Raw genomic sequence first — 24,579 nt, 5'->3', positions numbered from 1 at the left:
CCGCCCGCTCAGGCGCTGCCCTGGTAATCGAGCCAGGGCATGAGCTGCGGCGGCTCGCCGCCGGTGACCGCCGTGGCCGGCTGCTCCACGTGGAAGCCCGCGCCGAGGGCCTCGGCGCGTTCCCGCCAGTGGGCCTGGATCGCCGGCACCGCCTCGGGCGCCATCGGGTAGTCGTTACCCAGATAGGCGATGGCGCCGTCATCGCGCTGGGCGAGCACCGTGTAGGCGAAGGGCCCGACGCCGGGCAGGCGCTGCTCGGTGAGCGTGATCGCCGTGGCGTTCCCGAAGGCCGGGTCCCCGTCGCGGGGCTCGCGGCGCTGTGTGGTATCCGCCAGCGAGGCCTGATCCGCAACGGTGATGGCCATCTCCGCATTATCACTGAACACCCCCGGACGCGGGAGCGTCGGGGTCACCTCGACGCCGTGGGCCGTCAGTCCGGCGGTGTACTGACGCTGGCGCCGCAGCCAGTCGTCGTAGCCGGCAGGGTCGTCGCTGCCCATGTGCCGGGCCCACTCGTCCAGGGTGAGGAACGGTGTCCATGCACGGCCGTGGAGGCCGAGAAAGGTATTACCCTCTTCCGTATGTATCGCCACCGGCTCGTCCGGGCGGTAGAGCGCGCCTTCCAGCAGGGCCCACAGTGATCCGAACCCGGCGTGCTCGAGCTGGACCTTGAGCAGGGCGCTGAGGTCGTGAAAGCTCGCGTAGGCGAGGTTGACCGGCTCCAGGCCGAACTGCTGGCGCACGACCTGGTCCGTGGCCAGGGCCGGCGCGCCACGCTCGAGCAGCCGCTCCTCGACCACCTGCCGCACGGTATCGAGTGTCGGGCCCGGCGCGACCAGCGCAAAGGGCAGGGCGAGCATCGGGCCGGCGCCCGGGCTGCGGCGCGGCGCCACTGCCGGCAGCGGAAAGCGCCCGCCGGCGCAGCCCAGGCTCAGCCGGTGCGGGGTGAACGGCGCGCCGCGCAGACTGCCGCGGTAGACCTCCAGCAGGGCCTCGGTCATGGGCAGGCCGGGCTGGAGCAGCTCGGTGAGGTCGTACAGGCCGCCGGCGATGATGAGCCCGGCCTCGGTCACGGTCTCGCCGAGAATGCGGTGGAGGTCGGCGGCGACGGCCTGGCCGAGGACCTCGGCGGCGTCCCGGCTGAGCGGCTCCGGGGGGCGGGCACCGCGGGCGACGACCTCCGGATCGAGTTCGATGGTGAGCACGGCGGGGGTCGCGGACAGGGCGGCTTGCATGATCTGGCGTATCTCCGTGATCGGCATCTGGGCGGTGGTCGGGGTCAGGCGTAACGGCGCGGCCCCGAATCAGCGGCACCCATTATGCCCGCCTGCGCGTGCCGAATTAAGCCGTATCCTGCGTGGACCGCGGCATTATGCCCGGGGCGTTTCGTCCTTTTTCGTCTAATTGGTGGAAATCAGGGCGTCGGAATTCAAGGACGTGAACAATCTCAAAAAATTACAATTGTCTCCCGCCTCTGTCTGCGATTTAATAATATGCGATCATGGATTGATCGGATCGTGAAACCGGCACTTCACTCGATCGTTTAACGGGGAGTATGGGGTGTTGCCGCCACGGTCATATTTCGTCACCCCCGGATACCGCCGGCCGGTTATCGCGTGGGGAGGCGAATTTTTCGAACACACTGGCTGGTTATTGCAGAGGAAAGAACAAAATGGCGGATCTGGATCTCTCGAAGTACGACTCCCAGCAGCTTCGCGAGCTGAAAAAGGACATCGACAAGGCGCTGGAGTCCCGTCGCCGTGACGACGCGAAAAAGGCGCAGCAGGAGCTGAAGCAGGTGGCCGAGCGCTATGGCTTCAATCTCAACGAGCTGGTCGCCGGGCAGGGCACCAAGCAGACGCGCCGCCGCAGTGGCGGCAAGGCGCCGGCCCAGTTCCGCCATCCCGAGGACGAGACCAAGACCTGGTCCGGTCGCGGCCGTAAGCCGGTCTGGGTCAAGGAATGGGAGGCCGCGGGCCGCTCACTCGAGGATCTGCGGATCAAGTGATCCGCCGCGGTGTGGTGCGGCCGGGCCGCACCACACCGGCCCTCCGGCATGGCGCGGGATGCCTAGGTCCGCGCCGCCAGCCGTTGCAGGGCCGGGCTGACCGTTACCGGGGATTCCCCCGGCGCGGCCAGCGCGCCAGCGCCCGGAGGCAGCAGGCCGTGTTGCTCGCGGGTGCGTGCCCGTGCCGCCTCCAGTCCATTTTCCGCACCGCCGTCCAGGCGCTCTCCGTTTCGCATCACCGGCACCAGCAGCGGCTCACCCTCGTAGCCCTCGTCCGCCAGTGCAATGACGTCGCCGGCGAATCGGCCGCCGTCGTCGTACCGGCGGTAGACCTGCTTGAGGCCGGGGAGGTCCGTCTTGCCCTCGGAATGCTTGGCGCGCGCCCGCTCGCCGAAGTGGTGGAGCTTGTAGGCGGAGTCGAGGAAGGGCTCGTCGGCGGAGGTGTCGACCTTGGAGCCGACACCGAAGCCGTCCACCGGTGCGCCGCTGGCCACGATCGCGGCGATGCGCTCCTCGTCCAGGCCGCCGCTGACCAGGATCAGGGTGTCGGTGAGGCCGCCGTCGTCGAGGATCCGGCGCACCGTGCGGGCGTGGGCGCTCAGGTCGCCGCTGTCGATGCGCACGCCCTGGACACGGATACCGCTGTCGGCGAGCCGGTGCCCGAGAGCGACGGCCTTGTGCGCCCCCTCGGCGACGTCGAAGGTGTCGATGAGCAGGACGACGTTGTCCGGGTGACTGCGGGCGAAGCGCTCGAAGGCGGTCGCCTCGTCATCGTGGGCGAGCACGAACGAGTGCGCCATGGTGCCGGTCACCGGGATCCCGTAGGCGGCCCCGGCGAGGGTGGTGGCGGTGGCACCGAAGCCTGCTAGATAGCAGGCCCGGGCCGCCCACATACCGGCCTCGCCGCCGTGGGCGCGGCGCAGACCGAAGTCCACCACGCGCCGGCCGCCGGCGGCCTCGACACAGCGAAGCGCCTTGGTGGCGATGAGTGTCTGGAAGTGGACGATGTTCATCAGGCGCGACTCGACCAGCTGCGCCTCGGGCAGCGGGGCGATGATCTGCACCAGCGGCTCCTCGGGGTAGCAGATCGTCCCCTCCGGCATTGCGCGGACCTCGCCGGTGAAACGCAGGTCCGCGAGCCGGCGGATGAACGCCGCGCTGAACAGGCCGCTGTCGTCGAGCCATGCGAGCTCGCGTTCGTCGAAGCGCAGGCCCTCGAGCCACGTCAGTGTCTGCTCCAGGCCCGCCGCGAGGAAGCAGCCGCGCCGGGGCGAGCGCCGCAGGAACAGCTCGAAGACGGCGGGCTGCGTCATGCCGTGCTCGTAGTACGTCTGCAGCATCGTCAGCTCGTAGAGGTCGGTGAGCAGCGGCGAACGCTCCAGTTCCATCAATGTCCTCCCAAACAGCGTGGCCCGCCGGGACTCAGGTCCGCAGCCCCACGCCGCGGTTCAGCAGATAGAGGCTGAATGCGGTGAGGCCGACGATGAACAGGATGATGATGCCATACGCGGTCCCGATCGGGATGTCCGAGGTGCCGAGAATCCCGTAGCGGAAGGCGTTGACCATGTAGAGGATCGGGTTCACCAGCGATACCCCGTGCCAGAAGTCCGGCAGCAGCTGGATCGAATAGAAGACACCGCCGAGATAGGTCAGGGGCGTGAGAACGAAGGTGGGCACGATGGATATGTCGTCGAACTTGCGCGCGAACACGGCGTTGATGAAGCCGCCCAGCGAGAACAGCACAGCGGTGAGAAAGACCACCGAGCCGGTGATCCAGACATTGTGTACGCTGAGATCTGCGAAGCCGGTGGCGATGAAGGTCACAATCAGCCCGGTGAGCAGGCCGCGGCCGACACCGCCGGCGAGGTAGCCGATCAGGATGGTGTAGTTCGGCGTAGGCGAAACGAGGATCTCCTCGATGTGTTTCTGGAATTTCGCGCCGAAGAACGAGGAAACCACGTTGGAATAGCTGTTCGTGATCACCGACATCATGATGATCCCGGGGGCAATGAACTGCATGTAGGAATAGCCCGCCATCGGTCCGACGCGGGAGCCGATGAGGTTGCCGAAGATCACGAAGTACAGCGACATGGTGATCGCCGGCGGCACCAGGGTCTGCACCCAGATGCGCAGGTAACGGGTGGTTTCCTTGTGGGCGATGGTCGCCAGTGCGACCAGGGTCTGTTGAAGGTAGGCGGGTTGCACGCGATCTCCCCCTAGCGGTTCGCCGGCGCGGCGGCGCCGGACTCCTCGGGTGCATTGCGTTCGAGCATGCGCACGAACAGCTCCTCGAGGCGGTTGGCCTTGTTCTTGAGACTCACCACACCGACGCCGGCGGCGTCCAGGGCGCGGAACAGCGGGTTGAGCCCCTGCTCTACGTGGACCTCCACCTCCAGGGTGCCGTCGTCGAGCGGCAACACACGGTAGCCCTCGATGCTCGGTACCTGCTCGATCGGGCAGTCGATGTCGAGGATGTAGCTCTGCGTGGACAGCCGGCGCAGCAGCGCGCGCACGTTGGTGTTCTCGATGATGCGCCCGTCATCGATGATCGCGATGTTGCGGCACAGCGACTCCGCCTCCTCGAGGTAGTGGGTCGTCAGCACGATGGTGGTGCCCTCGCTGTTGATCTTGCGCAGAAACTCCCACATCGAGCGGCGCAGCTCGATATCCACGCCCGCGGTGGGCTCGTCGAGGATCAGCACCTGCGGCTCGTGGATCAGCGCGCGGGCGATCATCAGGCGCCGCTTCATGCCGCCTGACAGGGTCCGCGAGACCACGTTGCGCCGGCCCCACAGGCCGAGCTCGCGCAGGTAGCGCCCGGCGCGTTCACGCGCCACCTTCCGCGGAATACCGTAGTAGCCGGCTTGGTTGAGCACGATCTGGCTGACGGTCTCGAAGTGATTGAAATTGAACTCCTGGGGCACGAGGCCGATATTGGTCTTCGCCCCCCAGGGGTCGCGGTCGATGGCGTGGCCGAAGACCTCCACCTCGCCGCTGGTCTTGCGTACCAGCGAGCTGATGATGCCGATGATGGTCGATTTGCCGGCGCCGTTGGGGCCGAGCAGGCCGAAGAAGTCGCCGGGCTCGACGTCGAGGTTGACGTCGCGCAGCGCGACCACGCCGCCGGCATAGGTCTTGTTGAGCTGACGCAGCGATAGCGCCTTCATGCGTGATGTCCCGGGGTCGAGATGAGTGGGTTTCGGGTGCGGGGCATGGGCATCACCGCACGGACGTGGCGGACGCCCGCGGGGAATGCCAATGAGCGGCGATCATACGGCATCCGACCGGTAGAAGGCTACTTGCCCGCCCCGGGAGGCGGGCGGCCGGCAGGATGGACACCTCGGCGGTGTCCCCGTAAAATTACGGCGTTACACTCCGAATCGGCGCTAATGCCAAACCTGTGCCAACGGGAGGCGATCTGACGGCGGATCCCTCCCGTTTTTGCGAGCAGTGGAGGATCCCCCTTGAACACGCCTGCCATTCTGGCACTGGAGGACGGATCGGTCTTCGAGGGAGAGGCGATCGGCGCGGACGGTGAGACCGTCGGCGAGGTCTGCTTCAACACCGCGATGTCCGGTTACCAGGAGATCTGCACGGATCCGTCGTACAGCCGCCAGCTCGTGACCCTGACCTATCCGCACATCGGCAACACGGGCACGACCCCGCTGGACGAGGAGGCCGACGGTGTTCAGCTCGCCGGGCTGATCATCCGTGACCTGCCGCCGCGGGTGAGCAACTGGCGCTCCCGCGAGGACCTGCCGGCCTACCTCGCGCGACAGGGGATCGTCGCGATCGCCGGTGTGGATACCCGCCGCCTGACGCGGCTGCTCCGCGAGAAGGGCGCGCAGAACGGCTGCATCATCACCGGCGATGCCGATCACGAGACGGCGGTGACCCGTGCACGGGGCTTCCCCGGTCTCAAGGGCATGGACCTCGCGCGCGAGGTCTCGGCGGCCCGGCCCTACGAGTGGCGCCTCGGCACCTGGTCGCTGGACGACGGCGAGGTGGAGGTCAGCCCCCGTGGCGACGACGAGCTCTCCTGGCACGTCGTCGCCTATGATTTCGGCATCAAGCGCAACATCCTGCGGCTGCTGGTCGACTACGGCTGCCGCGTTACGGTGGTGCCGGCGACCACGCCGGCCGCCGAGGTCATGGCGATGGCGCCGGACGGGGTGTTCCTGTCCAACGGGCCCGGTGACCCGGAGCCCTGTGATTATGCCATCGAGGCGACCCGGGCGTTCCTGGATGCCGGCGTGCCGGTGTTCGGCATCTGCCTGGGCCATCAGATCCTGGGCCTTGCCGTGGGCGCGCGCTCGGAGAAGATGAAGTTCGGCCATCACGGCGCGAACCACCCGGTCCTCGACGTCGATACGGGCCGGGTCATGATCTCCAGCCAGAACCACGGTTTTGCCATCGACGAGACCACGCTGCCGGCGAACGTGCGCGTCACCCATCGCTCGCTGTTCGACGAGACCCTGCAGGGGATCGAGCTGAGTGACCGGCCCGCGTTCAGCTTCCAGGGCCACCCCGAGGCGAGTCCCGGGCCCCGTGACGTGGCACCGCTGTTCCAGCACTTCGTGGACCTCATTCGCGCCTATCGCGGCGAGACCGCCTGAGGCGGCCCGCCGGCACAGCAGAGAGCGACGATGCCCAAGCGTACCGATATCCAGAGCATCCTTATCCTCGGCGCCGGCCCGATCGTGATCGGCCAGGCCTGCGAGTTCGACTACTCCGGCGCGCAGGCGTGCAAGGCCCTGCGCGAGGAGGGTTACCGGGTCATCCTGGTGAACTCCAATCCGGCGACCATCATGACCGATCCCGAGATGGCCGATCGTGTCTACATCGAGCCGGTGAACTGGCGAACCGTCGAGCGGATCATCGAGCAGGAGCGCCCGGACGCGGTGCTGCCCACCATGGGCGGGCAGACCGCGCTGAACTGCGCCCTCGACCTCGACCGCTACGGCGTGCTCGAGCGTCACGGCGTGGAGATGATCGGCGCCACCAAGTCCGCCATCGACAAGGCCGAGGACCGGGAGGCCTTCCGGGCCGCGATGGAGAACATCGGCCTGGCCACGGCCACCGCGCGCATCGCCCACAGCATGGAGGAGGCGCTGGAGGTGCAGGCGGAGATCGGCTTCCCGACGATCATCCGGCCCTCGTTCACCCTCGGCGGCTCCGGGGGCGGCATCGCCTACAACAAGGAGGAGTTCGTCGACATCTGCGAGCGCGGCCTCGACCTCTCGCCCACCAACGAGCTGCTCATCGAGGAGTCGGTTCTGGGGTGGAAGGAGTTCGAGATGGAGGTCGTCCGCGACAAGGCGGATAACTGCATCATCGTCTGCGCGATCGAGAACGTCGATCCCATGGGCGTGCACACCGGCGACTCCATCACCGTGGCGCCGGCGCAGACGCTCACGGACAAGGAGTACCAGATCATGCGCGACGCCTCGCTGGCGGTGCTGCGCGAGATCGGCGTCGAGACCGGTGGCTCCAACGTGCAGTTCGCCATCGACCCGGAGACCGGGCGCATGGTGGTCATCGAGATGAACCCGCGGGTGTCGCGTTCCTCCGCGCTGGCCTCCAAGGCCACCGGCTTCCCGATCGCCAAGGTCGCGGCCAAGCTCGCGGTGGGGTATACCCTCGACGAGCTGCGCAACGAGATCACCGGCGGCCGGACGCCGGCCTCGTTCGAGCCGAGCATCGACTACGTGGTCACCAAGATCCCGCGGTTCACGTTCGAGAAGTTCATCCGGACCAAGCCGGTGCTCACCACCCAGATGAAGTCGGTGGGCGAGGTCATGGCCATCGGCCGGACCTTCCAGGAATCGCTGCAGAAGGCGATGCGCGGCTTGGAGAACGGCCTGGAGGGGCTCGACCCGCGCATCGAGGCGGGCCGCGACGACGCCGCCCAGCGCATTACCCAGGAGCTGCGCCTGCCCGGGCCCGAGCGCATGCTCTGGCTCGCCGACGCCTTCCGCGCCGGCTTCGAGCTGGAGGCGGTCTACCAGCACACCTGGGTGGATCGCTGGTTCCTGGCCCAGCTCGAGGAGCTGATGGCCTGGGAGGGGCATATCGCCGAGCAGGGCGCCGACGCCCTCGATGCCCGGCGGCTGTTCCAGCTCAAGCGCCGAGGTTTCTCCGATGCGCGGATCGCGCGCCTGGTGGGCTGGAACGAGCACGAGGTGCGAGCCCACCGCCGCCGGCTGGGCATCCGCCCGGTCTACAAGCGGGTCGACTCCTGTGCCGCCGAGTTCGCTACGGCCACGGCCTACATGTACTCCACTTACGAGGAGGAGGACGAGGCCGCGCCGTCGGACCGGGCCAAGATCATGGTGCTCGGCGGCGGTCCCAACCGCATCGGCCAGGGCATCGAGTTCGACTACTGCTGCGTCCACGCCGCACTCGCCATGCGCGACGATGGCTATGAGACCATCATGGTCAACTGCAACCCGGAGACGGTGTCCACCGACTACGACACCTCCGACCGGCTGTACTTCGAGCCGCTGACCCTCGAGGACGTGCTCGAGATCGTGGAGACGGAGCGCCCGGAGGGCATCATCATCCAGTACGGTGGGCAGACGCCGCTCAAGCTCGCCCGTGACCTGGAGCGTTTCGGGGCACCCATCATCGGCACGACGCCGGACTCCATCGACCTCGCCGAGGACCGCGAGCGCTTCCAGCGCATGATTGGCGAGCTCGGGTTGCAGCAGCCGCCGAACCGCACCGCCCGCAGCGCCGACGAGGCCCTGCGGCTGGCCGCCGAGATCGGCTATCCGCTGGTGGTGCGGCCCTCCTACGTGCTCGGTGGCCGGGCCATGGAGATCGTTTACGAAGAGTCCGAGCTCGTGCAGTACATGAACGAGGCGGTAAAGGTCTCCAACGAGTCGCCGGTGCTGCTCGACCGCTTCCTCGACGATGCCGTCGAGGTGGACGTCGACGCCATCTGTGACGGCGAGGACGTGCTCATCGGCGGCATCATGGAGCACATCGAGCAGGCCGGCGTGCACTCCGGCGACTCCGCATGCTCGCTGCCGCCGTACACGCTGGCGCCGGAGACCATCGACCGCCTGCGCGAGCAGATCCGGGCGATGGCCCGGGCGCTCGGCGTGGTCGGGCTGATGAACACGCAGTTCGCAATCAAGGGGCCGGAGATCTTCGTCCTGGAGGTCAATCCGCGGGCCTCGCGCACCGTGCCGTTCGTCTCCAAGGCGACGGGCGTGCCGCTGGCGAAGATCGCCGCGCGCTGCATGGCCGGCCGCGGCCTGGCGGAGCAGGGCTACACGCGGGAGGCGGTTCCGGCCTACTATAGCGTGAAGGAAGCGGTCTTCCCGTTCATCAAGTTCCCGGGGGTCGACCCGATCCTCGGCCCCGAGATGAAGTCCACCGGCGAGGTCATGGGCGTGGGCCGGGATTTCGGCGAGGCCTACGCGAAGTCCCAGGTCGGCGCCGGCGTGGTGCTGCCCCGCGACGGGGGCAAGGCGTTCGTCAGCGTCCGCGATGCGGACAAGGGGGCCGTGGTCGCGGTGGCCCGCGATCTGCTCCGCCGCGACTTCACCATCGTCGCCACCCAGGGCACCGCCGGGGTGCTCCGGGAGGCCGGGATCGACTGTGAGGTGATCAACAAGGTCACGGAAGGTCGGCCGCACATTGTCGATGCGATCAAGAACGACGAGATCGCGCTGATCATCAATACCACCGAGGGGCGTCAGGCCATCGCCGATTCGTTCTCGATCCGGCGCGAGGCGCTGCACCACAAGGTCTGCTACACCACGACCCTGTCGGGTGCCCGCGCCACCGTCCAGGCACTGGGCTACTCCGAGCACGGCGACGTGAACGCCCTTCAGGACCTCTATAAGGAGGCGAGCGCATGAGCAAGACGCCGCTGACGGTCAAGGGCGCGGAGAAGCTCCGCGCCGAGCTCGACCGCCTCAAGCACGAGGATCGCCCGCGGGTCATCCAGGCCATCGCGGAAGCGCGCGAGCACGGCGATCTCAAGGAGAACGCCGAGTACCATGCCGCCCGCGAACAGCAGGGTTTCATCGAGGGCCGGATCGCCGATATCGAGGGCAAGCTCGCCAACGCCCAGGTGATCGACGTCGCGAGCCTGCCGGCCAACGGGAAGGTGGTCTTCGGCGTGACCGTCGATCTCGCCGACGAGGACACCGGCGAGGAGAAGACCTATCAGATCGTCGGCGAGGACGAGGCCGACATCAAGCAGGGCCTGATCTCCATCCAGTCGCCGATCGCCCGCGCCCTGATCGGCAAGGAGGAGGGCGACATCGCCGAGGTGCAGGCCCCGGGCGGGACCCGCAGCTACGAGATCGTGGCGGTGCGCTACGAGTGAGCGGACGCCGCCCCGCGGCGGCGGGGCCGCCGCCTCAGGGCAGCGCGATGGGCTCGCGCCGCTCGGGGTTGCGGCGGTAGAACAGCGCGACGTGGCCGATGGCCTGAACCTCGACGGCGCCGGTGGCCTCGACGATGCGCTCGATGAACGCACGACGCTGGGCGCGGTCGTCGGCGACGAGCTTGACCTTGACCAGCTCGTGGTCGTGCAGGGCGCGCTCGAGCTCGGTAAGCACACCCTCGGTCAGTCCGGCGCTGCCGGTGCGAACGACGGGTTTGAGGTCATGGCCCATGCGGCGCAGATAGCGGCGCTGGGTTTCGGTAAGAGACTGCATGCTGGTGATTGATCCCGATGTCCGGAAAGCGCGGTGACGAGATGGTAGCACGCGACGACGGCGATCGCCGACCGGCGGCGTTCGCCGGTCTGCGCTACGAGCTGGGCGTGGTCATGATCTTTGGTGTCGTGGCGGCGCTGCTGATCGTCGGTCTGGACCTCGGGCGCTGGGTCGAGCTGGTCCTGCTCGCCGTGGTGGGGTTCGGCGCCGGGGGCTGGATCGCCGTGCGGGTTCGGCTCGCGGAGCAGCGGGCGCTGGCCGACGAACAGGCGGAGACGGGCGATGGCACGCACCAAGAGTAGCCGGCGCTGGCTGCGCGAGCATTTCGACGACGCCTACGTGCAGCGAGCCCAGAAGGAGGGCTGGCGCTCGCGGGCGGCGTTCAAGCTCGCCGAGATCGACGGCAGGGACCGCCTGGTGCGGCCCGGACGGAATATCGTCGACCTGGGGGCGGCGCCCGGCGGCTGGGCACAGTACTGCGCCCATCGCCTCCGGGGGCGCGGCCGGGTGGTCGCGCTGGACATCCTGCCGATGGATCCGCTGCCGGATGTCACCTTCATCCAGGCGGATTTCACCGAGGACGAGGCCCTCGCGGCACTGGATGAGGCACTGGCCGGCGAACCGGTCTCCCTTGTGCTCTCGGATATGGCCCCCAATATCTCCGGGCAGAAGGCCGTGGACCAGCCCCGGGCGATGTACCTCGCGGAGCTGGCGCTGGCGTTCGCGACGGACAATCTGGAACCGGGTGGCGACTTCCTGGTCAAGACCTTCCAGGGGGAGGGGTTCGATGCCTTCCTCGGTGAGCTGCGGCGCTCCTTCTCGAGCGTGGCGACACGTAAGCCCGGCGCCTCCAGGGGGCGCAGCCGGGAGGTCTTTCTGTTGGCGCGTCAGTTACACTCGTAGTAACGTTGCGGCAACGCCGAAGGCGGCCCGGCGTGCGGGCCGGTGGCAGACATTTTGTGCCTTGCGCGGCATGCGCATGGCACCAGATCGAGGTGACGAGCCTTGAACGACATGGCGAAAAATCTAATCCTCTGGGTGGTCATCGCCATTGTGCTGATGTCCGTGTTCAGCAATTTCCAGGGCAACAGCATGAGCCCGGGGGAGATCCCGTACTCCCAGTTCCTCTCCGACGTGAAGCAGGGGAACATCGAGCGGGTAACCATCAAGGGCCCCGTCATCCGCGGTCAGCAGGGCAACGGTCAGCAGTTCACCACGTACAGCCCGGAGACGGATAACGGGGCGCTGATCGGTACGCTGCTCGACAACGGCGTGACCGTGAACGCCGAGCCGCAGGAGGGGCGCAGCATCCTGCTGCAGATCCTCATCTCCTGGTTCCCGTTCCTGCTGCTCATCGGCGTGTGGATCTATTTCATGCGCCAGATGCAGGGCGGCGGCGGTGGCCGCGGTGCCATGTCGTTCGGCAAGAGCCGGGCGCGTATGATGTCCGAGGAACAGGTGAAGGTCACGTTCGCCGACGTCGCCGGCGTCGAGGAGGCCAAGCAGGACGTCATGGAGCTTGTGGAGTTCCTGCGTGATCCCTCCAAGTTCCAGCGCCTGGGCGGCCAGATCCCGCGCGGCGTGCTCATGGTCGGTCCGCCCGGCACGGGCAAGACGCTGCTCGCCAAGGCCATCGCCGGTGAGGCCCGGGTGCCGTTCTTCAGCATCTCCGGGTCGGACTTCGTCGAGATGTTCGTCGGCGTCGGTGCCTCCCGCGTGCGCGACATGTTCGCCCAGGCCAAAAAGCACGCGCCGTGCATCATCTTCATCGACGAGCTCGACGCGGTGGGCCGCCAGCGCGGCGCGGGCCTCGGCGGCGGTCACGACGAGCGCGAGCAGACGCTCAATCAGATGCTCGTCGAGATGGACGGCTTCGAGGGCAATGAGGGCGTGATCGTCATCGCCGCCACCAACCGTCCGGACGTGCTCGATCCGGCGCTGCTGCGCCCGGGCCGCTTCGACCGTCAGGTGGTGGTGCCGCTGCCCGATGTGCGCGGTCGCGAGCACATCCTCAAGGTGCACATCAGCAAGGTGCCGGTGGCCGACGACGTGGACGCGCGGATCATCGCCCGGGGCACGCCCGGTTTCTCCGGTGCCGACCTGGCGAACCTCGTCAACGAGGCGTCGCTGTTCGCCGCGCGCCGCAACAAGCGGGTGGTGGACCAGCACGATTTCGAGGACGCCAAGGACAAGATCATGATGGGCGCGGAGCGCAAGTCGATGGTCATGACCGAGGACGAGAAGCGCCTGACCGCCTATCACGAGTCCGGCCACGCCATCGTGGGCCTGCTCTCCCCGGAGCACGATCCGGTGCACAAGGTCACCATCATCCCGCGCGGGCGGGCGCTCGGCGTGACCATGTTCCTCCCCGAGGAGGACCGTTACAGCTACACCAAGCGCCGTCTCAACAGCCAGATCGCCAGCCTGTTCGGCGGCCGGCTGGCCGAGGAGATCATCTTCGGCGCGGACCGGGTGACCACGGGCGCCCAGAACGACATCCAGCGCGCGACGGAGATCTCCCGGAACATGGTGACCAAGTGGGGTCTGTCGGACCGCATGGGGCCGCAGTCCTACGGCGAGGACGAGGGCGAGGTCTTCCTCGGCCATCAGGTCACGCAGCACAAGCAGGTCTCCGACGAGACGACCCATGCGATCGACGAGGAGGTGCGACGGATCATCGACGAGAACTACCGTCACGCCAAGAACCTGCTCGAGCAGAACATGGAGAAGCTGCACGCGATGGCCGATGCGCTCATGAAGTACGAGACCATCGACCATGAGCAGATCCAGGACATCATGAACGGTCGCCCGCCGCGGCCCCCGGAGGATACCCAGGGGCCGGCGCAGCCGAGCACGGGCGGCGAGGGCGCCGGCGAGTCGGAGTCCGACTCCGGCAAGGTCGGGCGCCCGGCCAGCGAGCACTGAAGCAGTAGGCGGCACCGGGCGAGCGCGCCCGGTGCCGTGGTTCGCACCAAGGGGATTGCAACTACGGACATGACACGACGGGTCATCGACTGTGGCGGCCGGCCGCTGGATATCTCCCGGCCGGCGGTCATGGGGATTCTCAATATCACCCCCGATTCGTTCTCGGACGGGGGTGATTTCGTTGCCCGGGACGACGCGCTCGCCCGGGCGCGGGCGATGGTCGCCGAGGGCGCCGACATTATCGATATCGGCGGCGAGTCCACGCGCCCTGGGGCCGAGGACGTGCCGGTGGACGAGGAGCTGGCCCGGGTCGTCCCGGTGGTCGAGGCGCTGGCCGGCGAGCTGCCGGTGCCGCTGTCGGTGGATACGACCAAGCCGGAGGTCATGCGCGCCGTGGCTGGCGCCGGCGCCGGATTGATCAACGACGTGATGGCGTTGCAGCGGCCCGGCGCAGTGGTGGCCGCCGCGGACACCGGGTTGCCGGTATGCCTGATGCACATGCAGGGCACGCCGCGGAACATGCAGCGCGATCCCCACTATGACGACATCGTCGACGACGTCGCCCGGTTCCTGCGCGAGCGCGTCGACGGGTGCGTGGCCGGCGGTGTGCCGCGGGAGCGGCTGATCCTGGATCCCGGGTTCGGGTTCGGTAAACGCCATGAGCACAACGCCGGGCTGCTGCGTCGTCTCGCGGAGCTGACCGGCGGGGACCTCCCGGTGCTTGTCGGTCTCTCGCGCAAGTCCTTCATCGGCGAGCTCGTCGACCGCCCGCCCAAGGAGCGGGTTGCCGGCAGTATCGCCGCTGCGGTGCTGGCCGCCGCTGCCGGCGCGCGCATCATTCGTGTCCACGACGTCGCAGCCACGGTGGACGCGCTTAAGGTGGTCAACAGTGTCGCCGCTCCGGATGATGGGGTGCCGGAGGCGGCGAATGGCTGATCCGGCGTCGCGGGGCGCGTCGTTCAGGGCGGCCGGGTAGGGCCGCGCGGTGAACCCTACGGAGGGCGTGCTCCCATGAGCGAGGACAGCAGGCGTTACTTCGGGACCGACGGCATCCGGGGCCGTGTCGGTGAATATCCCATTACCGCGGACTTCATGCTCAAGCTGGGCTGGGCGGCCGGGCGTGTGCTTGCCGGGCGCGGCGCGAACAACCAGGTGGTCATCGGCAAGGACACCCGGTTGTCGAACTATATGTTCGAATCGGCCCTGGAGGCGGGCCTGTCGGCGGCGGGCGTGAACATCCAGCTCCTCGGCCCGATGCCGACACCGGCGATCGCCTACCTAACGCGTACGTTGCAGGCGAACGCGGGCATCGTCATTAGTGCCTCCCACAACCCGCACTACGACAATGGCATCAAGTTCTTCTCCGCAGAGGGGCGCAAGCTCGACGACGCCACCGAGGCGCGCATCGAGGACTACCTGGAGCGTCCTCTGGAGACGGTGGACTCGGCGGGTCTTGGCAAGGCCTACCGGCTGGTCGACGCGCCCGGGCGCTATATCGAATTCTGCAAGCACACCCTGCGCGCGGATCGCGACCTTTCCGGGTTGCGCCTGGTAGTGGACTGCGCCAACGGTGCGGGCTATCAAGTGGCGCCGGCGGTGTTCCGGGAGCTCGGTGCCGAGGTCACTGCGCTGGGTGCCGAGCCGGACGGGCTGAACATCAATGTCGACTGCGGCTCGCTGCACCCCGGAACGCTCTGCCGCGAGGTGCGCGAGCGCGGTGCCGACGCCGGTATTGCGCTGGATGGCGACGGTGACCGGGTGATTATGGTCGACGGTGAGGGGGAGCTCCTCGACGGTGATGACCTGCTCTGGATCATCGCCCGCGAGCGCCAGGAGCGGGACGAGCTCCGTGGCCCGGTGGTGGGTACGCTGATGTCCAACCTGGGGCTGGAGCTGGCGCTGCGTGACCGCGGGGTGGCCTTCGAACGTGCCCGGGTCGGTGACCGGTATGTCCTGGAACGGCTGCTCGAGGCGGGCGGGATCCTGGGCGGCGAGTCCTCCGGGCACATCGTCTGCCTCGACCGGACCACCACGGGGGACGGCGTCGTGTCCGCGCTCCAGGTCCTGGGCTACGCCGTGCGCACCGGCCGGTCGCTGGCGGAGCTGCGCCGCGGCATGGAGCGCCTGCCTCAGGAGACGGTCAACGTCCGTATCGCCGAGCGCCGTGACCCCCTGGGGGTTGGCGGCATCGTGGCGGCGATCGAGGAGGTCGAGGCGTCTCTGGGAGAGACTGGTCGCGTGCTGCTTCGCCCTTCCGGCACCGAGCCACTGATTCGCGTGATGGTGGAGGCCCCCGACGCCGGCTCGGTCGCGCGTGCGGCGCGCTGGCTGGCGGACCGGGTGGCGGAGGAGATGGCCGGCGAGCGCCTGGGTGCGGATTGATTTTGACCGGCGTGCTGGGTAACCTTGCGCGCTTTCAGCCTCGTTTCGGACGGCTCCATGCGACAGCCCCTCGTGGTCGGCAACTGGAAGATGAACGGGGACCGCTCCGGGGCCCGGGCCCTGGCGAATGCGGTCGCGGCGGGTGTTCCCCGGGGCGTCGAGGTGGCGGTGCTGCCGCCGATGGTGCACATCGCCGATGTGTCCGGGCTTCTCTCGGGGGCTGCCGTGGACGTCGGCGCCCAGAACGTCGCCGACGCGGACGAGGGGGCGTACACCGGTGAGGTGAGCGCGTCGATGCTCGCCGAGTTCGGTTGTCGATACGCCCTCGCAGGCCATTCCGAGCGGCGCGAGCATTACGGGGAGTCCGACGCCCTGGTCGGCGCACGTTTCCGGGCGTCCCTGGCGGCCGGGGTGACACCGATCCTGTGCGTGGGGGAGTCTCTCGCGGAGCGGGACGCGGGTAAGACGGCGCATGTCATCGCCCGTCAGATCGACGCCGTTGTTGATGCCGTGGGCGCCGAAGGGGTGGCCCGCGGTGTCGTCGCCTACGAGCCGGTCTGGGCGATAGGTACCGGACGCAGCGCGGACCCGGAATCGGTCCAGGCGGTTCACGCCGGGATCCGCCGCCATCTCGCCGCGGCCGGGGTGGACACTGCCGCCGTACGGTTGCTCTATGGCGGCAGCGTCAAGCCGGGTAATGCGGCGGCGCTGTTCTCGCTCGATGACGTCGATGGCGGGCTGATCGGCGGGGCGTCGCTGAACGCTGATGATTTTCTTTCGATCTGTCGGGCCGCCGTCAAGGGCGACCGGACGGGTCCCGTTTAACTTGGGGCGCAACGCATGTCCTTATACAGCATCCTTCTTGCCGTCCACGTACTGGTCTGCCTGACGCTGGTCGGGGTCGTGCTGCTGCAGCACGGCAAGGGGGCCGACGCCGGTGCCGCTTTCGGCAGTGGCGCGTCGGGCACGGTGTTCGGCGCCCGCGGCGCGGCGTCGTTCCTCAGCAAGGTTACCGCCGTTCTGGCGGCCGGCTTTTTCGTCACCAGCCTGGTGCTGGCGATGCTCTCCGGCAGTTTCGACGAGGTCGGTAGCGTCATGCAGTCCGACCAGGCCGCGCCGGCGGAGCAGGCCCCGGCCCAGCCCGAAACGTCGTCTTCCGGCTCGTCGGGCGCAGCGGGCGGCGGGGAGCCGGCGCCGGCCCCGGCACCGTCCGAATAGGCGTTGTCGGCGGGCGGGCTCTTTGGTATATTGCCCGCTCCTCGGCTGGTGAGCCGATCACGCTTTCCTGAAGCGGATGTGGTGGAACTGGTAGACACGCTGTCTTGAGGGGGCAGTGGCGCAAGCCGTGCCGGTTCGAGTCCGGCCATCCGCACCAACCATCGCCTTGAGCGCGGGGCCTATGCCCCGCGCTATCTCCTTGTTTTTAAAGGGAAAAAGGCGAGGCCGCAAGTTGACAGCGGCGTCACTCCTGCCCTACACTGCTCCCGGTTTGCCGGCGCCCACATCCATCCTCGCGGGCGTTTTCCTTGAGTGTTGGGGCAGGCGGTCCATGGTTGAATCGTATCTACCGATCCTCGTATTTATCGTGCTCGCTGTAGGGCTGGGCGTGCTGTTGCCGGTGCTCGGGTTCATCCTCGGGCCCAGGCGGCCGGACGACGAAAAGCTCTCGCCCTACGAGTGCGGCTTCGAGGCCTTCGAGGACTCGCGCATGAAGTTCGATGTGCGCTACTACCTCGTGGCCATTCTGTTCATCATCTTCGACCTGGAGATCGCCTTTCTCTTCCCGTGGGCGATCGTGCTCGACAAGGTCGGCCTGTTCGGCTTCGGCGCCATGGCCCTGTTCGTCGGCATCCTCCTGGTCGGGTTTCTCTACGAGTGGAAGAAGGGGGCGCTGGAATGGGAGTAGAAGGCGTTCTCGAGCAGGGGTTCGTCACGACCTCTGCTGACAAGCTGATCAACTGGGCGCGCACGGGGTCGCTCTGGCCCATGACCTTCGGGCTGGCATGCTGCGCGGTGGAAATGATGCATACCGGTGCGGCGCGCTACGACATGGACCGCTTCGGTGTCATCTTCCGGCCGTCGCCGCGCCAGTCCGACGTGATGATCGTGGCCGGTACCCTCGTCAACAAGATGGCGCCGGCGCTGCGCAAGGTCTACGACCAGATGGCGGAGCCGCGCTGGGTGATCTCGATGGGGTCGTGCGCCAATGGCGGCGGCTATTACCACTACTCCTATTCGGTGGTGCGCGGGTGTGACCGCATCGTGCCCGTGGACATCTACGTGCCCGGCTGCCCCCCCACGGCGGAGGCGCTGCTCTACGGCATCATTCAGCTGCAGAAGAAGATCCGCCGCACCAACACCATCGCCCGCTGAGGAGAGCGCGTTCTCATGGCCCTTTCCGCGGAAGAGCTCGCCGGGCGTCTCGAGCAGGCGCTTGGGCAGAAGATTGCGAAGCTGGTTATCGATCGCGACGAGGTGGACATCGAGGTCCGCCCCGAAGATCTCTACGCGACGATGCTGGAGCTGCGCGACCACGAGTCGCTGCGCTTCGAGCAGCTCATCGACATCGCCGGCGTCGATTACGCCGCCTACGGTGACGACGAGTGGATAACGGAGGAGGCCACTTCGGTGGGCTTCAGTCGTGGTGTCGACGGGTTTACCACCGGGCGGCTCGGCCTTACCGGCATCTATGGGGTGCAGGAGATCCATTCCAGCACCGGGCGGCGCTTCGCGGCCGTCTACCAGCTGCTCTCGCTCAGCCACAATCACCGCGTGCGGGTGCGCTGCTATGCCGCGGATGACAACTTCCCGGTCGTCGATTCCGTGGTTCCGATCTGGAGCTGTGCGAACTGGTTCGAGCGCGAGGCCTTCGATCTCTACGGCATCGTCTTCGACGGCCACCCGGACCTGCGGCGCATCCTCACCGATTACGGCTTTGTCGGGCACCCGTTCCGCAAGGACTTCCCGCTGATCGGCAATGTCGAAGTCCGTTTCGACGAGGAGCGCGGGCGCGTGGTCTACGAGCCCGTCAGTATCGAGCCGCGGGTGACCGTGCCCCGCGTGGTTCGCGAGGACAATCGCTACGCGCAGCCCGCGCCGCAGCAGGAGGGTGGCGCTGATGCCTGAGATCAGCAGCTATACGATCAACTTCGGTCCCCAGCACCCGGCCGCACACGGTGTGCTGCGTCTGGTGCTCGAGCTGGACGGCGAGGTCGTACGCCGGGCCGACCCCCATATCGGCCTGCTGCACCGTGCGACGGAGAAGCTCGCCGAGACCAAGCCGTTCAACCACAGTATCGGCTACATGGACCGGCTCGACTACGTTTCGATGATGTGCAACGAGCACGGATACGTGTCGGCCATCGAGAAGCTGCTCGGCATCGAGCCGCCGGTCCGTGCCCAGTACATCCGCGTGATGTTCGACGAGATCACGCGGATCCTGAACCACCTCATGTGGATCGGCGCCCATGGACTGGACGTCGGTGCGATGACGGTCTTTCTCTATGCCTTCCGTGAGCGCGAGGAGCTCATGGACTGCTACGAGGCGGTCAGCGGGGCACGCATGCACGCGACCTACTACCGCCCGGGCGGTGTCCACCGTGACCTGCCGCAGCAGATGAGCCGCTACGAGCCCTCGCCACACCGCTCGGAGGCCGACCTCAAGCGGCTGAACCGTGATCGCGAGGGGTCGATGCTCGACTTCCTCGACGCCTTCTGCGAGCGCTATCCGAAGGTGATCGACGAGTTCGAGACCCTCCTCACCGACAACCGGATCTGGAAGCAGCGGCTCGTCGACGTTGCCGTGGTCTCGCCGGAGCGCGCACTGCAGCTCGGCTTTACCGGGCCGATGGTGCGCGGCTCGGGGATCGAGTGGGACCTGCGCAAGAAGCAGCCCTACGAGGTCTACGACCGCCTCGATTTCGATATCCCGGTGGGCACCAACGGCGACTGCTATGACCGCTACCTGGTGCGCATCGAGGAGATGCGCCAGTCGGTGCGCCTGATCAAGCAGTGCGTGGACTGGCTGCGGCGCAACGACGGTCCGGTTCGGCTGGAGGACCACAAGGTCACGCCGCCGACCCGTGAGCAGATGAAGGACGACATGGAGTCCCTCATCCACCACTTCAAGCTGTTCACCGAGGGTTACAGCGTCCCGTCGGGCGAGGTCTATGCCGCGGTCGAGGCCCCTAAGGGCGAGTTTGGCTGCTACCTCGTCTCCGACGGCGCGAACAAGCCCTACCGGGTGAAACTCCGTGCCCCCGGGTTCCCGCACATGGCGGCGATGGATGAACTCGCGAGCGGGCACATGATCGCTGACGTCGTGACCATCATGGGCACGCTGGATATCGTATTCGGGGAGGTCGACCGGTGAGTTCGGAGCAACTGGCGGAAAAGTACCTCACCGCGCACCAGCGCGAGGAAATCGACCACTGGCTCGCGAAGTACCCGGACGACGACAAGGGGCGGCGTTCCGCCGTGATCCCGGCGCTGCACATTGCCCAGGAGGGTAACGGCGGCTGGCTGTCCCGGGAGCTCATCGACGCGGTGGCGGAGTACCTGGGGCTGCCCACGACCAAGGTCTATGAGGTCGCCACCTTCTACTCGATGTTCGACACCTCGCCGGTGGGCCGCCACAAGGTCAACGTCTGCACCAACGTCTCGTGCATGCTCCGCGGCGGCGAGGAGCTCCTCGCCCATATCGAGGAGCGTCTCGGCATCACGGTGGGGGAGACCACCGCGGACGGGCGCGTCACCCTCAAGCACGAGGATGAGTGTCTCGCCGGTTGCACGGGCGCGCCCATGATGCTTGTCGATGAGGTCTATCACACGAACCTCACGCCGGAGAAAGTGGACGAGATCCTGGAGAACCTGGAGTAGCCATGGCTAACGAGGTCTGTTACGCGACGCTGCAATTCGACGAGCCGTGGACGCTCGAGAATTACCTCAAGGTCGGCGGCTACCAGGCGCTGCAGCGTGTGCTCAAAGAGGGCATGTCGCGGGACGACGTCATCGAGGAGGTCAAGAAGTCCTCCCTGCGCGGCCGCGGCGGTGCCGGCTTCCCGGCGGGGATGAAGTGGAGCTTCATGCCCAAGGATGCCCCGGGGCCGAAGTACCTGCTGTGCAACTCCGACGAGTCGGAGCCGGGTACGTGCAAGGATCGCGATATCCTGCGCTATAACCCCCATGCGCTGATCGAAGGCATGGTTATCGCCGGCTACGCCATGGGCGCGACCCATGGGTACAACTACCTGCGCGGCGAGTTCATGAAGGAACCGTTCGAGCGCATGGAGCAGGCACTGGCGGAGGCGCGCGAGCAGGGCTACGTGGGCGAGGACATCCTCGGTTCCGGCTTCGACTTCGAGCTCTACAACCACCTCGGCGCGGGTGCCTACATCTGCGGCGAGGAGTCGGCCCTGATGGAGTCGCTGGAGGGCAAGAAGGGCCAGCCCCGCAACAAGCCGCCGTTCCCGGCGCAGTTCGGCGTCTATGGCCGGCCGACGACGATCAACAACACCGAGACCCTGGCCTCCGTGCCCTCCGTGATCCGCAACGGTGCGGACTGGTTCCTGGATCTCGGCATCCCCAATGCCGGCGGCACCAAGATCTTCTCGGTCTCCGGGCATGTGGAGCGGCCCGGTAACTTCGAGATCCCGCTGGGCACGCCGTTCAGTGACCTCCTGGAGATGGCCGGCGGCATGCGCGGTGGGCGCAAGCTCAAGGCCGCGATCCCCGGAGGCTCGTCCATGCCCATTCTCCCGGCCGACGTGCTGATGGAGATGAACATGGACTACGACTCCATCCAGAAGGCCGGGTCCGGCCTGGGCTCGGGTGCGGTCGTGGTAATGGACGAGACCACCGACATGGTCAAGATGCTGATGCGCATCTCCCGGTTCTACTACGCCGAGTCCTGCGGTCAGTGCACCCCGTGTCGCGAGGGCACGGGCTGGATGCACCGGGTGATCAAGCGCATCTACGAGGGTCGTGGTCGCGCCGAGGACCTGGAGCTGCTCGAGGCGGCGGCGGGCCAGATCGCCGGGCATACCATCTGTGCCTTCGGCGAGGCGGCGGCGTGGCCGGTGCAGGGGGTGCTCAAATACTGGCGCCACGAGTTCGAGTACTACATCGAGCACAAGCGCTCCATGGTTGAGGCGGCAGCATGAACGCGAAGGTCGAGGAAACGAAGCCGGACACCGTCACCGTCACCATCGACGGCCGCGAGGTCGCCGCGCCCAAGGGCGCAACGATCATCCAGGTCGCCGACGAGCAGGGCATCGACATCCCGCGCTTTTGCTATCACCGCAAGCTCTCGGTGCCGGCGAACTGCCGCATGTGCCTGGTGGACGTGGAGATGAACGGGCGCCCGGCGCCCAAGCCGCTTCCCGCCTGCGCCACCGCCGTAGGTGACGGGATGACGGTCTCCACGCAGTCCGAGCGCGCGCTCAAGGCGCAGCGCGGCGTGATGGAGTTCCTCCTGATCAATCATCCGCTGGACTGCCCGATCTGCGATCAGGGCGGCGAGTGCGAGCTCCAGGACGTCTCCATGGGCTACGGCCGGAGTGTCTCCCGCTTCGTCGAGCGCAAGCGCTCGGTCAAGGACGAGGACCTGGGCCCACTCGTTGCCACGGAGATGACGCGCTGCATTCATTGCACCCGTTGTGTGCGTTTCCTCGACGAAATCGCCGGGACCTCGGAGCTCGGCGGCATGTACCGCGGCGAGCACATGGAGATCGGCACCTGGGTCGGGCATGGTGTTCACTCCGAGCTCTCGGGCAACATCATCGACCTCTGCCCGGTGGGCGCGCTGACCAACAAGCCCTTCCGCTTCCGGGCCCGTGCCTGGGAGATGCTCAGTCACCCCTCGGTGAGTCCCCATGACCCCGTCGGCGCCAATCTGAACCTCCATCACGTGCGCGGGACGATCAAGCGTGTCGTGCCGCGGGAGAACGAGTCGGTCAACGAGAACTGGATTGCCGACCGCGACCGCTTCGGTTACCAGGGTGTCTACAGCGAGGACCGACTCGCCCGGCCGATGATCAAGCTCGACGGCCAGTGGCGCGAGACGGACTGGGAGACGGCGCTGGAGCACACCGTCTCGGCGCTCAAGTCCGTGGTCTCGCGCCACGGCGGCGAGGCCCTGGGCGCGCTGGTCTCGCCCTCGGCCACCACCGAAGAGATGTACCTGCTGGCGCGTCTGGTCCGTGACCTGGGCAGCGACAGCATCGATCATCGCCTGCGCCAGGCCGATTTCCGGGACGATGATCACGCCCCCGAGCGCCCGTCGCTGGGGCGGCCCATCGCGGACTTCGAGAGCGTGGACGCGGCATTCGTGGTCGGTGGCTATCCCCGCTGGGAGGTGCCGCTGCTCAACCACCGGCTCCGCCAGGCCAGCCTGCGCGGCGGTGACGTCATGTTCCTCAACCCGCGTGCTCACGACTGGAACTTCCGTCCGACCCTGGAGCACGTGGTCCATCCCGGTGCCATGGTCGAGGCGGCAGCGGCCGTCGCGACCGCGCTGGCAGAGAGCCGGGGCGAGTCCCTGCCGCAGTGGGTCGCCGCCTATGGTGCCACGGTCGGGGACGAGCACCGCCGCATTGCGGATGCGCTCGCCAATGCCGGGGATGCCGCCGTGCTCACCGGCGGGCTCGTCGAGGGCCATCCGGCGGGCGCCGAGCTGCGCGCGCTGGCGGCCTACGTGGCCCGCACTGCCGGCGCGTCCTTCGGTGTCCTGACGGCCGGGGGCAACAGTGCCGGCGGCTGGCTCGCGGGCGCCGTGCCCCACCGTCAGGTTGGTGGCGGACAGGGCCGCGGCCGGGATGCCGGGGCGATGATCCGCGAGGGCATGTCCGGATTCATCACCCTGGGCGTGGAGCCGGAACACGATTTCTGGAACGGCGCCGCCGCGGAGCGGGCGCTCGGTGAGGCGGAGTTCGCGCTGGCGCTCAGCCCCTGGGCGACGCCGCGCATGAAGGCCTGGGCGGACGTCATCCTGCCGGTGGCGAGCTTCGGCGAGACCGCCGGAACGCTGGTCAACGCCCAGGGTGACTGGCAGACCTTCGCGGGCGTCGGCCGTCCGGTGGGCGAGGCCCGTCCGGCCTGGCGTCTGCTGCGGGTGCTCGGCAACCTGCTGGATCTGGACGGCTACGACTACCAGGCACCGGACGAGATCCACGCCGATCTGCGCGGGCGGGTCCGCGGCGGCGAGCCGGACATGCTCGCGTGGGAAAACGATACCCTCGAACCGCGCTCGCCCTCCGGGCTGATGCGTGCCGGCGGCGTCGCGCTCTATGGCACCGACGCGCTGGTGCGCCGCGGCGAGGCCCTGCAGCGGACCTCGCAGGCGCGTCCGGCGAGTGCGGTGCTGGCCCCGGCGACCGCCGCGGCGCTGGGTATCAACGAGGGCGAGACCGTTGAGGTGCGCCAGGGCGAGGCGACGAGCCGTCTGACCGTGACGGTGGACGCCGCGGTCCCGGCGGAGACCGTCTGGGTGGATGCCGGGCTGCAGGGCAGCGAGGCCCTGGGGCCGCTGATGGGTGAGGTCACGGTCACGCGCGTGTGAGCATGCGCGGCTGCATCGAGGGCAAAGCG

Annotated in this window: 23 protein-coding genes and 1 tRNA gene; 19 read left to right on the top strand and 5 right to left on the bottom strand. The window is 67.7% G+C overall.

The genetic code is table 11. From position 1 onward, the window contains the following. Positions 1 to 8: 8 nt before the first annotated feature. On the bottom strand, positions 9 to 1,235 hold the full coding sequence (locus tag ACEZHJ_RS03225; RefSeq protein ID WP_156831158.1) for a hypothetical protein: 1,227 nt from the start codon (positions 1,233 to 1,235) through the stop codon (positions 9 to 11). Between the two features lie 437 nt (positions 1,236 to 1,672). Here ACEZHJ_RS03225 and ACEZHJ_RS03220 point away from each other — a divergent pair, with 437 nt between their 5' ends. After that, positions 1,673 to 2,008: an H-NS family nucleoid-associated regulatory protein gene (locus ACEZHJ_RS03220; protein ID WP_018717673.1), complete on the top strand. Its 336-nt coding sequence runs from the start codon at positions 1,673 to 1,675 to the stop codon at positions 2,006 to 2,008. Between the two features lie 62 nt (positions 2,009 to 2,070). Here ACEZHJ_RS03220 and ACEZHJ_RS03215 read toward each other — a convergent pair whose 3' ends face one another. The 3 genes from ACEZHJ_RS03215 to ACEZHJ_RS03205 are packed head-to-tail and all read right to left on the bottom strand — an operon-like array spanning position 2,071 to position 5,175. Further along, positions 2,071 to 3,396: a nicotinate phosphoribosyltransferase gene (locus ACEZHJ_RS03215; protein WP_018717674.1), complete on the bottom strand. Its 1,326-nt coding sequence runs from the start codon at positions 3,394 to 3,396 to the stop codon at positions 2,071 to 2,073. A 34-nt stretch (positions 3,397 to 3,430) separates the two neighbouring features. Continuing rightward, positions 3,431 to 4,213 (bottom strand): ABC transporter permease, encoded by a 783-nt coding sequence (locus ACEZHJ_RS03210; protein ID WP_018717675.1) that lies wholly within the window; start codon positions 4,211 to 4,213, stop codon positions 3,431 to 3,433. A gap of 11 nt (positions 4,214 to 4,224) precedes the next feature. Further along, positions 4,225 to 5,175, bottom strand: coding sequence for an ABC transporter ATP-binding protein (locus ACEZHJ_RS03205; protein WP_018717676.1), 951 nt, complete (start codon positions 5,173 to 5,175; stop codon positions 4,225 to 4,227). 297 nt (positions 5,176 to 5,472) lie between these two features. Here ACEZHJ_RS03205 and carA point away from each other — a divergent pair, with 297 nt between their 5' ends. Genes carA through greA form a run of 3 tightly spaced genes read left to right on the top strand, consistent with a single transcriptional unit; the run spans position 5,473 to position 10,352 of the window. Continuing rightward, positions 5,473 to 6,624 carry a glutamine-hydrolyzing carbamoyl-phosphate synthase small subunit gene (gene carA / locus ACEZHJ_RS03200; protein ID WP_018717677.1) on the top strand — a complete coding sequence of 384 codons (1,152 nt, stop codon included), beginning with the start codon at positions 5,473 to 5,475 and terminating at the stop codon, positions 6,622 to 6,624. Positions 6,625 to 6,654: 30 nt separating this feature from the next. After that, positions 6,655 to 9,879: a carbamoyl-phosphate synthase large subunit gene (gene carB / locus ACEZHJ_RS03195; RefSeq protein WP_163138683.1), complete on the top strand. Its 3,225-nt coding sequence runs from the start codon at positions 6,655 to 6,657 to the stop codon at positions 9,877 to 9,879. Then, complete coding sequence (gene greA, locus ACEZHJ_RS03190; protein WP_018717679.1) at positions 9,876 to 10,352, top strand: transcription elongation factor GreA; 477 nt, start codon at positions 9,876 to 9,878, stop codon at positions 10,350 to 10,352. The genes carB and greA overlap by 4 nt, the downstream gene beginning before the upstream one ends. 34 nt (positions 10,353 to 10,386) lie before the next feature. Here the strand turns inward: greA and yhbY are convergent, their stop codons facing one another. Next, positions 10,387 to 10,686, bottom strand: coding sequence for a ribosome assembly RNA-binding protein YhbY (gene yhbY, locus ACEZHJ_RS03185; protein WP_018717680.1), 300 nt, complete (start codon positions 10,684 to 10,686; stop codon positions 10,387 to 10,389). 41 nt (positions 10,687 to 10,727) lie between these two features. On the opposite strand from yhbY, the gene ACEZHJ_RS03180 reads away from it, so the two are divergent. From ACEZHJ_RS03180 to nuoG, 15 genes are all read left to right on the top strand, one after another. Next, on the top strand, positions 10,728 to 10,988 hold the full coding sequence (locus ACEZHJ_RS03180; RefSeq protein WP_156831159.1) for a hypothetical protein: 261 nt from the start codon (positions 10,728 to 10,730) through the stop codon (positions 10,986 to 10,988). Further along, on the top strand, positions 10,969 to 11,589 hold the full coding sequence (rlmE, locus tag ACEZHJ_RS03175; protein WP_018717682.1) for a 23S rRNA (uridine(2552)-2'-O)-methyltransferase RlmE: 621 nt from the start codon (positions 10,969 to 10,971) through the stop codon (positions 11,587 to 11,589). Before ACEZHJ_RS03180 ends, rlmE begins: the two co-directional genes overlap by 20 nt. A 111-nt stretch (positions 11,590 to 11,700) precedes the next feature. Continuing rightward, on the top strand, positions 11,701 to 13,611 hold the full coding sequence (gene ftsH, locus ACEZHJ_RS03170; RefSeq protein ID WP_156831160.1) for an ATP-dependent zinc metalloprotease FtsH: 1,911 nt from the start codon (positions 11,701 to 11,703) through the stop codon (positions 13,609 to 13,611). A 69-nt stretch (positions 13,612 to 13,680) separates the two neighbouring features. Next, positions 13,681 to 14,547 carry a dihydropteroate synthase gene (folP, locus tag ACEZHJ_RS03165; protein ID WP_163138684.1) on the top strand — a complete coding sequence of 289 codons (867 nt, stop codon included), beginning with the start codon at positions 13,681 to 13,683 and terminating at the stop codon, positions 14,545 to 14,547. 75 nt (positions 14,548 to 14,622) lie between these two features. After that, entirely contained in the window at positions 14,623 to 15,993 is a 1,371-nt protein-coding gene (gene glmM / locus ACEZHJ_RS03160; RefSeq protein WP_018717685.1) for a phosphoglucosamine mutase, read from the top strand. Positions 15,994 to 16,050: 57 nt separating this feature from the next. Further along, entirely contained in the window at positions 16,051 to 16,818 is a 768-nt protein-coding gene (gene tpiA, locus ACEZHJ_RS03155) for a triose-phosphate isomerase (RefSeq protein ID WP_018717686.1), read from the top strand. 15 nt (positions 16,819 to 16,833) lie between these two features. After that, complete coding sequence (gene secG / locus ACEZHJ_RS03150; RefSeq protein ID WP_018717687.1) at positions 16,834 to 17,211, top strand: preprotein translocase subunit SecG; 378 nt, start codon at positions 16,834 to 16,836, stop codon at positions 17,209 to 17,211. Between the two features lie 72 nt (positions 17,212 to 17,283). After that, a tRNA-Leu gene (locus ACEZHJ_RS03145) sits at positions 17,284 to 17,368 on the top strand. Positions 17,369 to 17,542: 174 nt separating this feature from the next. After that, positions 17,543 to 17,899, top strand: coding sequence for an NADH-quinone oxidoreductase subunit A (locus ACEZHJ_RS03140; protein WP_018717688.1), 357 nt, complete (start codon positions 17,543 to 17,545; stop codon positions 17,897 to 17,899). Then, positions 17,890 to 18,366 carry an NADH-quinone oxidoreductase subunit B family protein gene (locus tag ACEZHJ_RS03135; protein ID WP_018717689.1) on the top strand — a complete coding sequence of 159 codons (477 nt, stop codon included), beginning with the start codon at positions 17,890 to 17,892 and terminating at the stop codon, positions 18,364 to 18,366. Before ACEZHJ_RS03140 ends, ACEZHJ_RS03135 begins: the two co-directional genes overlap by 10 nt. A gap of 15 nt (positions 18,367 to 18,381) precedes the next feature. Continuing rightward, positions 18,382 to 19,119, top strand: a complete 738-nt coding sequence (locus ACEZHJ_RS03130) for an NADH-quinone oxidoreductase subunit C (RefSeq protein ID WP_018717690.1) — start codon at positions 18,382 to 18,384, stop codon at positions 19,117 to 19,119. Next, the gene (locus tag ACEZHJ_RS03125; RefSeq protein WP_018717691.1) at positions 19,112 to 20,365 is read left to right on the top strand and encodes an NADH-quinone oxidoreductase subunit D; all 1,254 of its coding nucleotides are present in this window, start codon (positions 19,112 to 19,114) and stop codon (positions 20,363 to 20,365) included. Before ACEZHJ_RS03130 ends, ACEZHJ_RS03125 begins: the two co-directional genes overlap by 8 nt. Then, positions 20,362 to 20,871, top strand: coding sequence for an NADH-quinone oxidoreductase subunit NuoE (gene nuoE, locus ACEZHJ_RS03120; RefSeq protein WP_018717692.1), 510 nt, complete (start codon positions 20,362 to 20,364; stop codon positions 20,869 to 20,871). The genes ACEZHJ_RS03125 and nuoE overlap by 4 nt, the downstream gene beginning before the upstream one ends. Before the next feature lie 2 nt (positions 20,872 to 20,873). Beyond that, positions 20,874 to 22,154: an NADH-quinone oxidoreductase subunit NuoF gene (gene nuoF, locus ACEZHJ_RS03115; protein WP_018717693.1), complete on the top strand. Its 1,281-nt coding sequence runs from the start codon at positions 20,874 to 20,876 to the stop codon at positions 22,152 to 22,154. Further along, entirely contained in the window at positions 22,151 to 24,550 is a 2,400-nt protein-coding gene (gene nuoG / locus ACEZHJ_RS03110) for an NADH-quinone oxidoreductase subunit NuoG (RefSeq protein ID WP_018717694.1), read from the top strand. The genes nuoF and nuoG overlap by 4 nt, the downstream gene beginning before the upstream one ends. The last annotated feature ends 29 nt before the right edge of the window (positions 24,551 to 24,579 follow it).

Source organism: Arhodomonas sp. KWT2, assembly GCF_041949875.1.
GTDB classification, from domain to species: domain Bacteria; phylum Pseudomonadota; class Gammaproteobacteria; order Nitrococcales; family Nitrococcaceae; genus Arhodomonas; species Arhodomonas aquaeolei.
The sequence above is the reverse complement of the archived record's forward strand: the minus strand, read 5'-3'. Positions and strand labels throughout refer to the sequence as shown.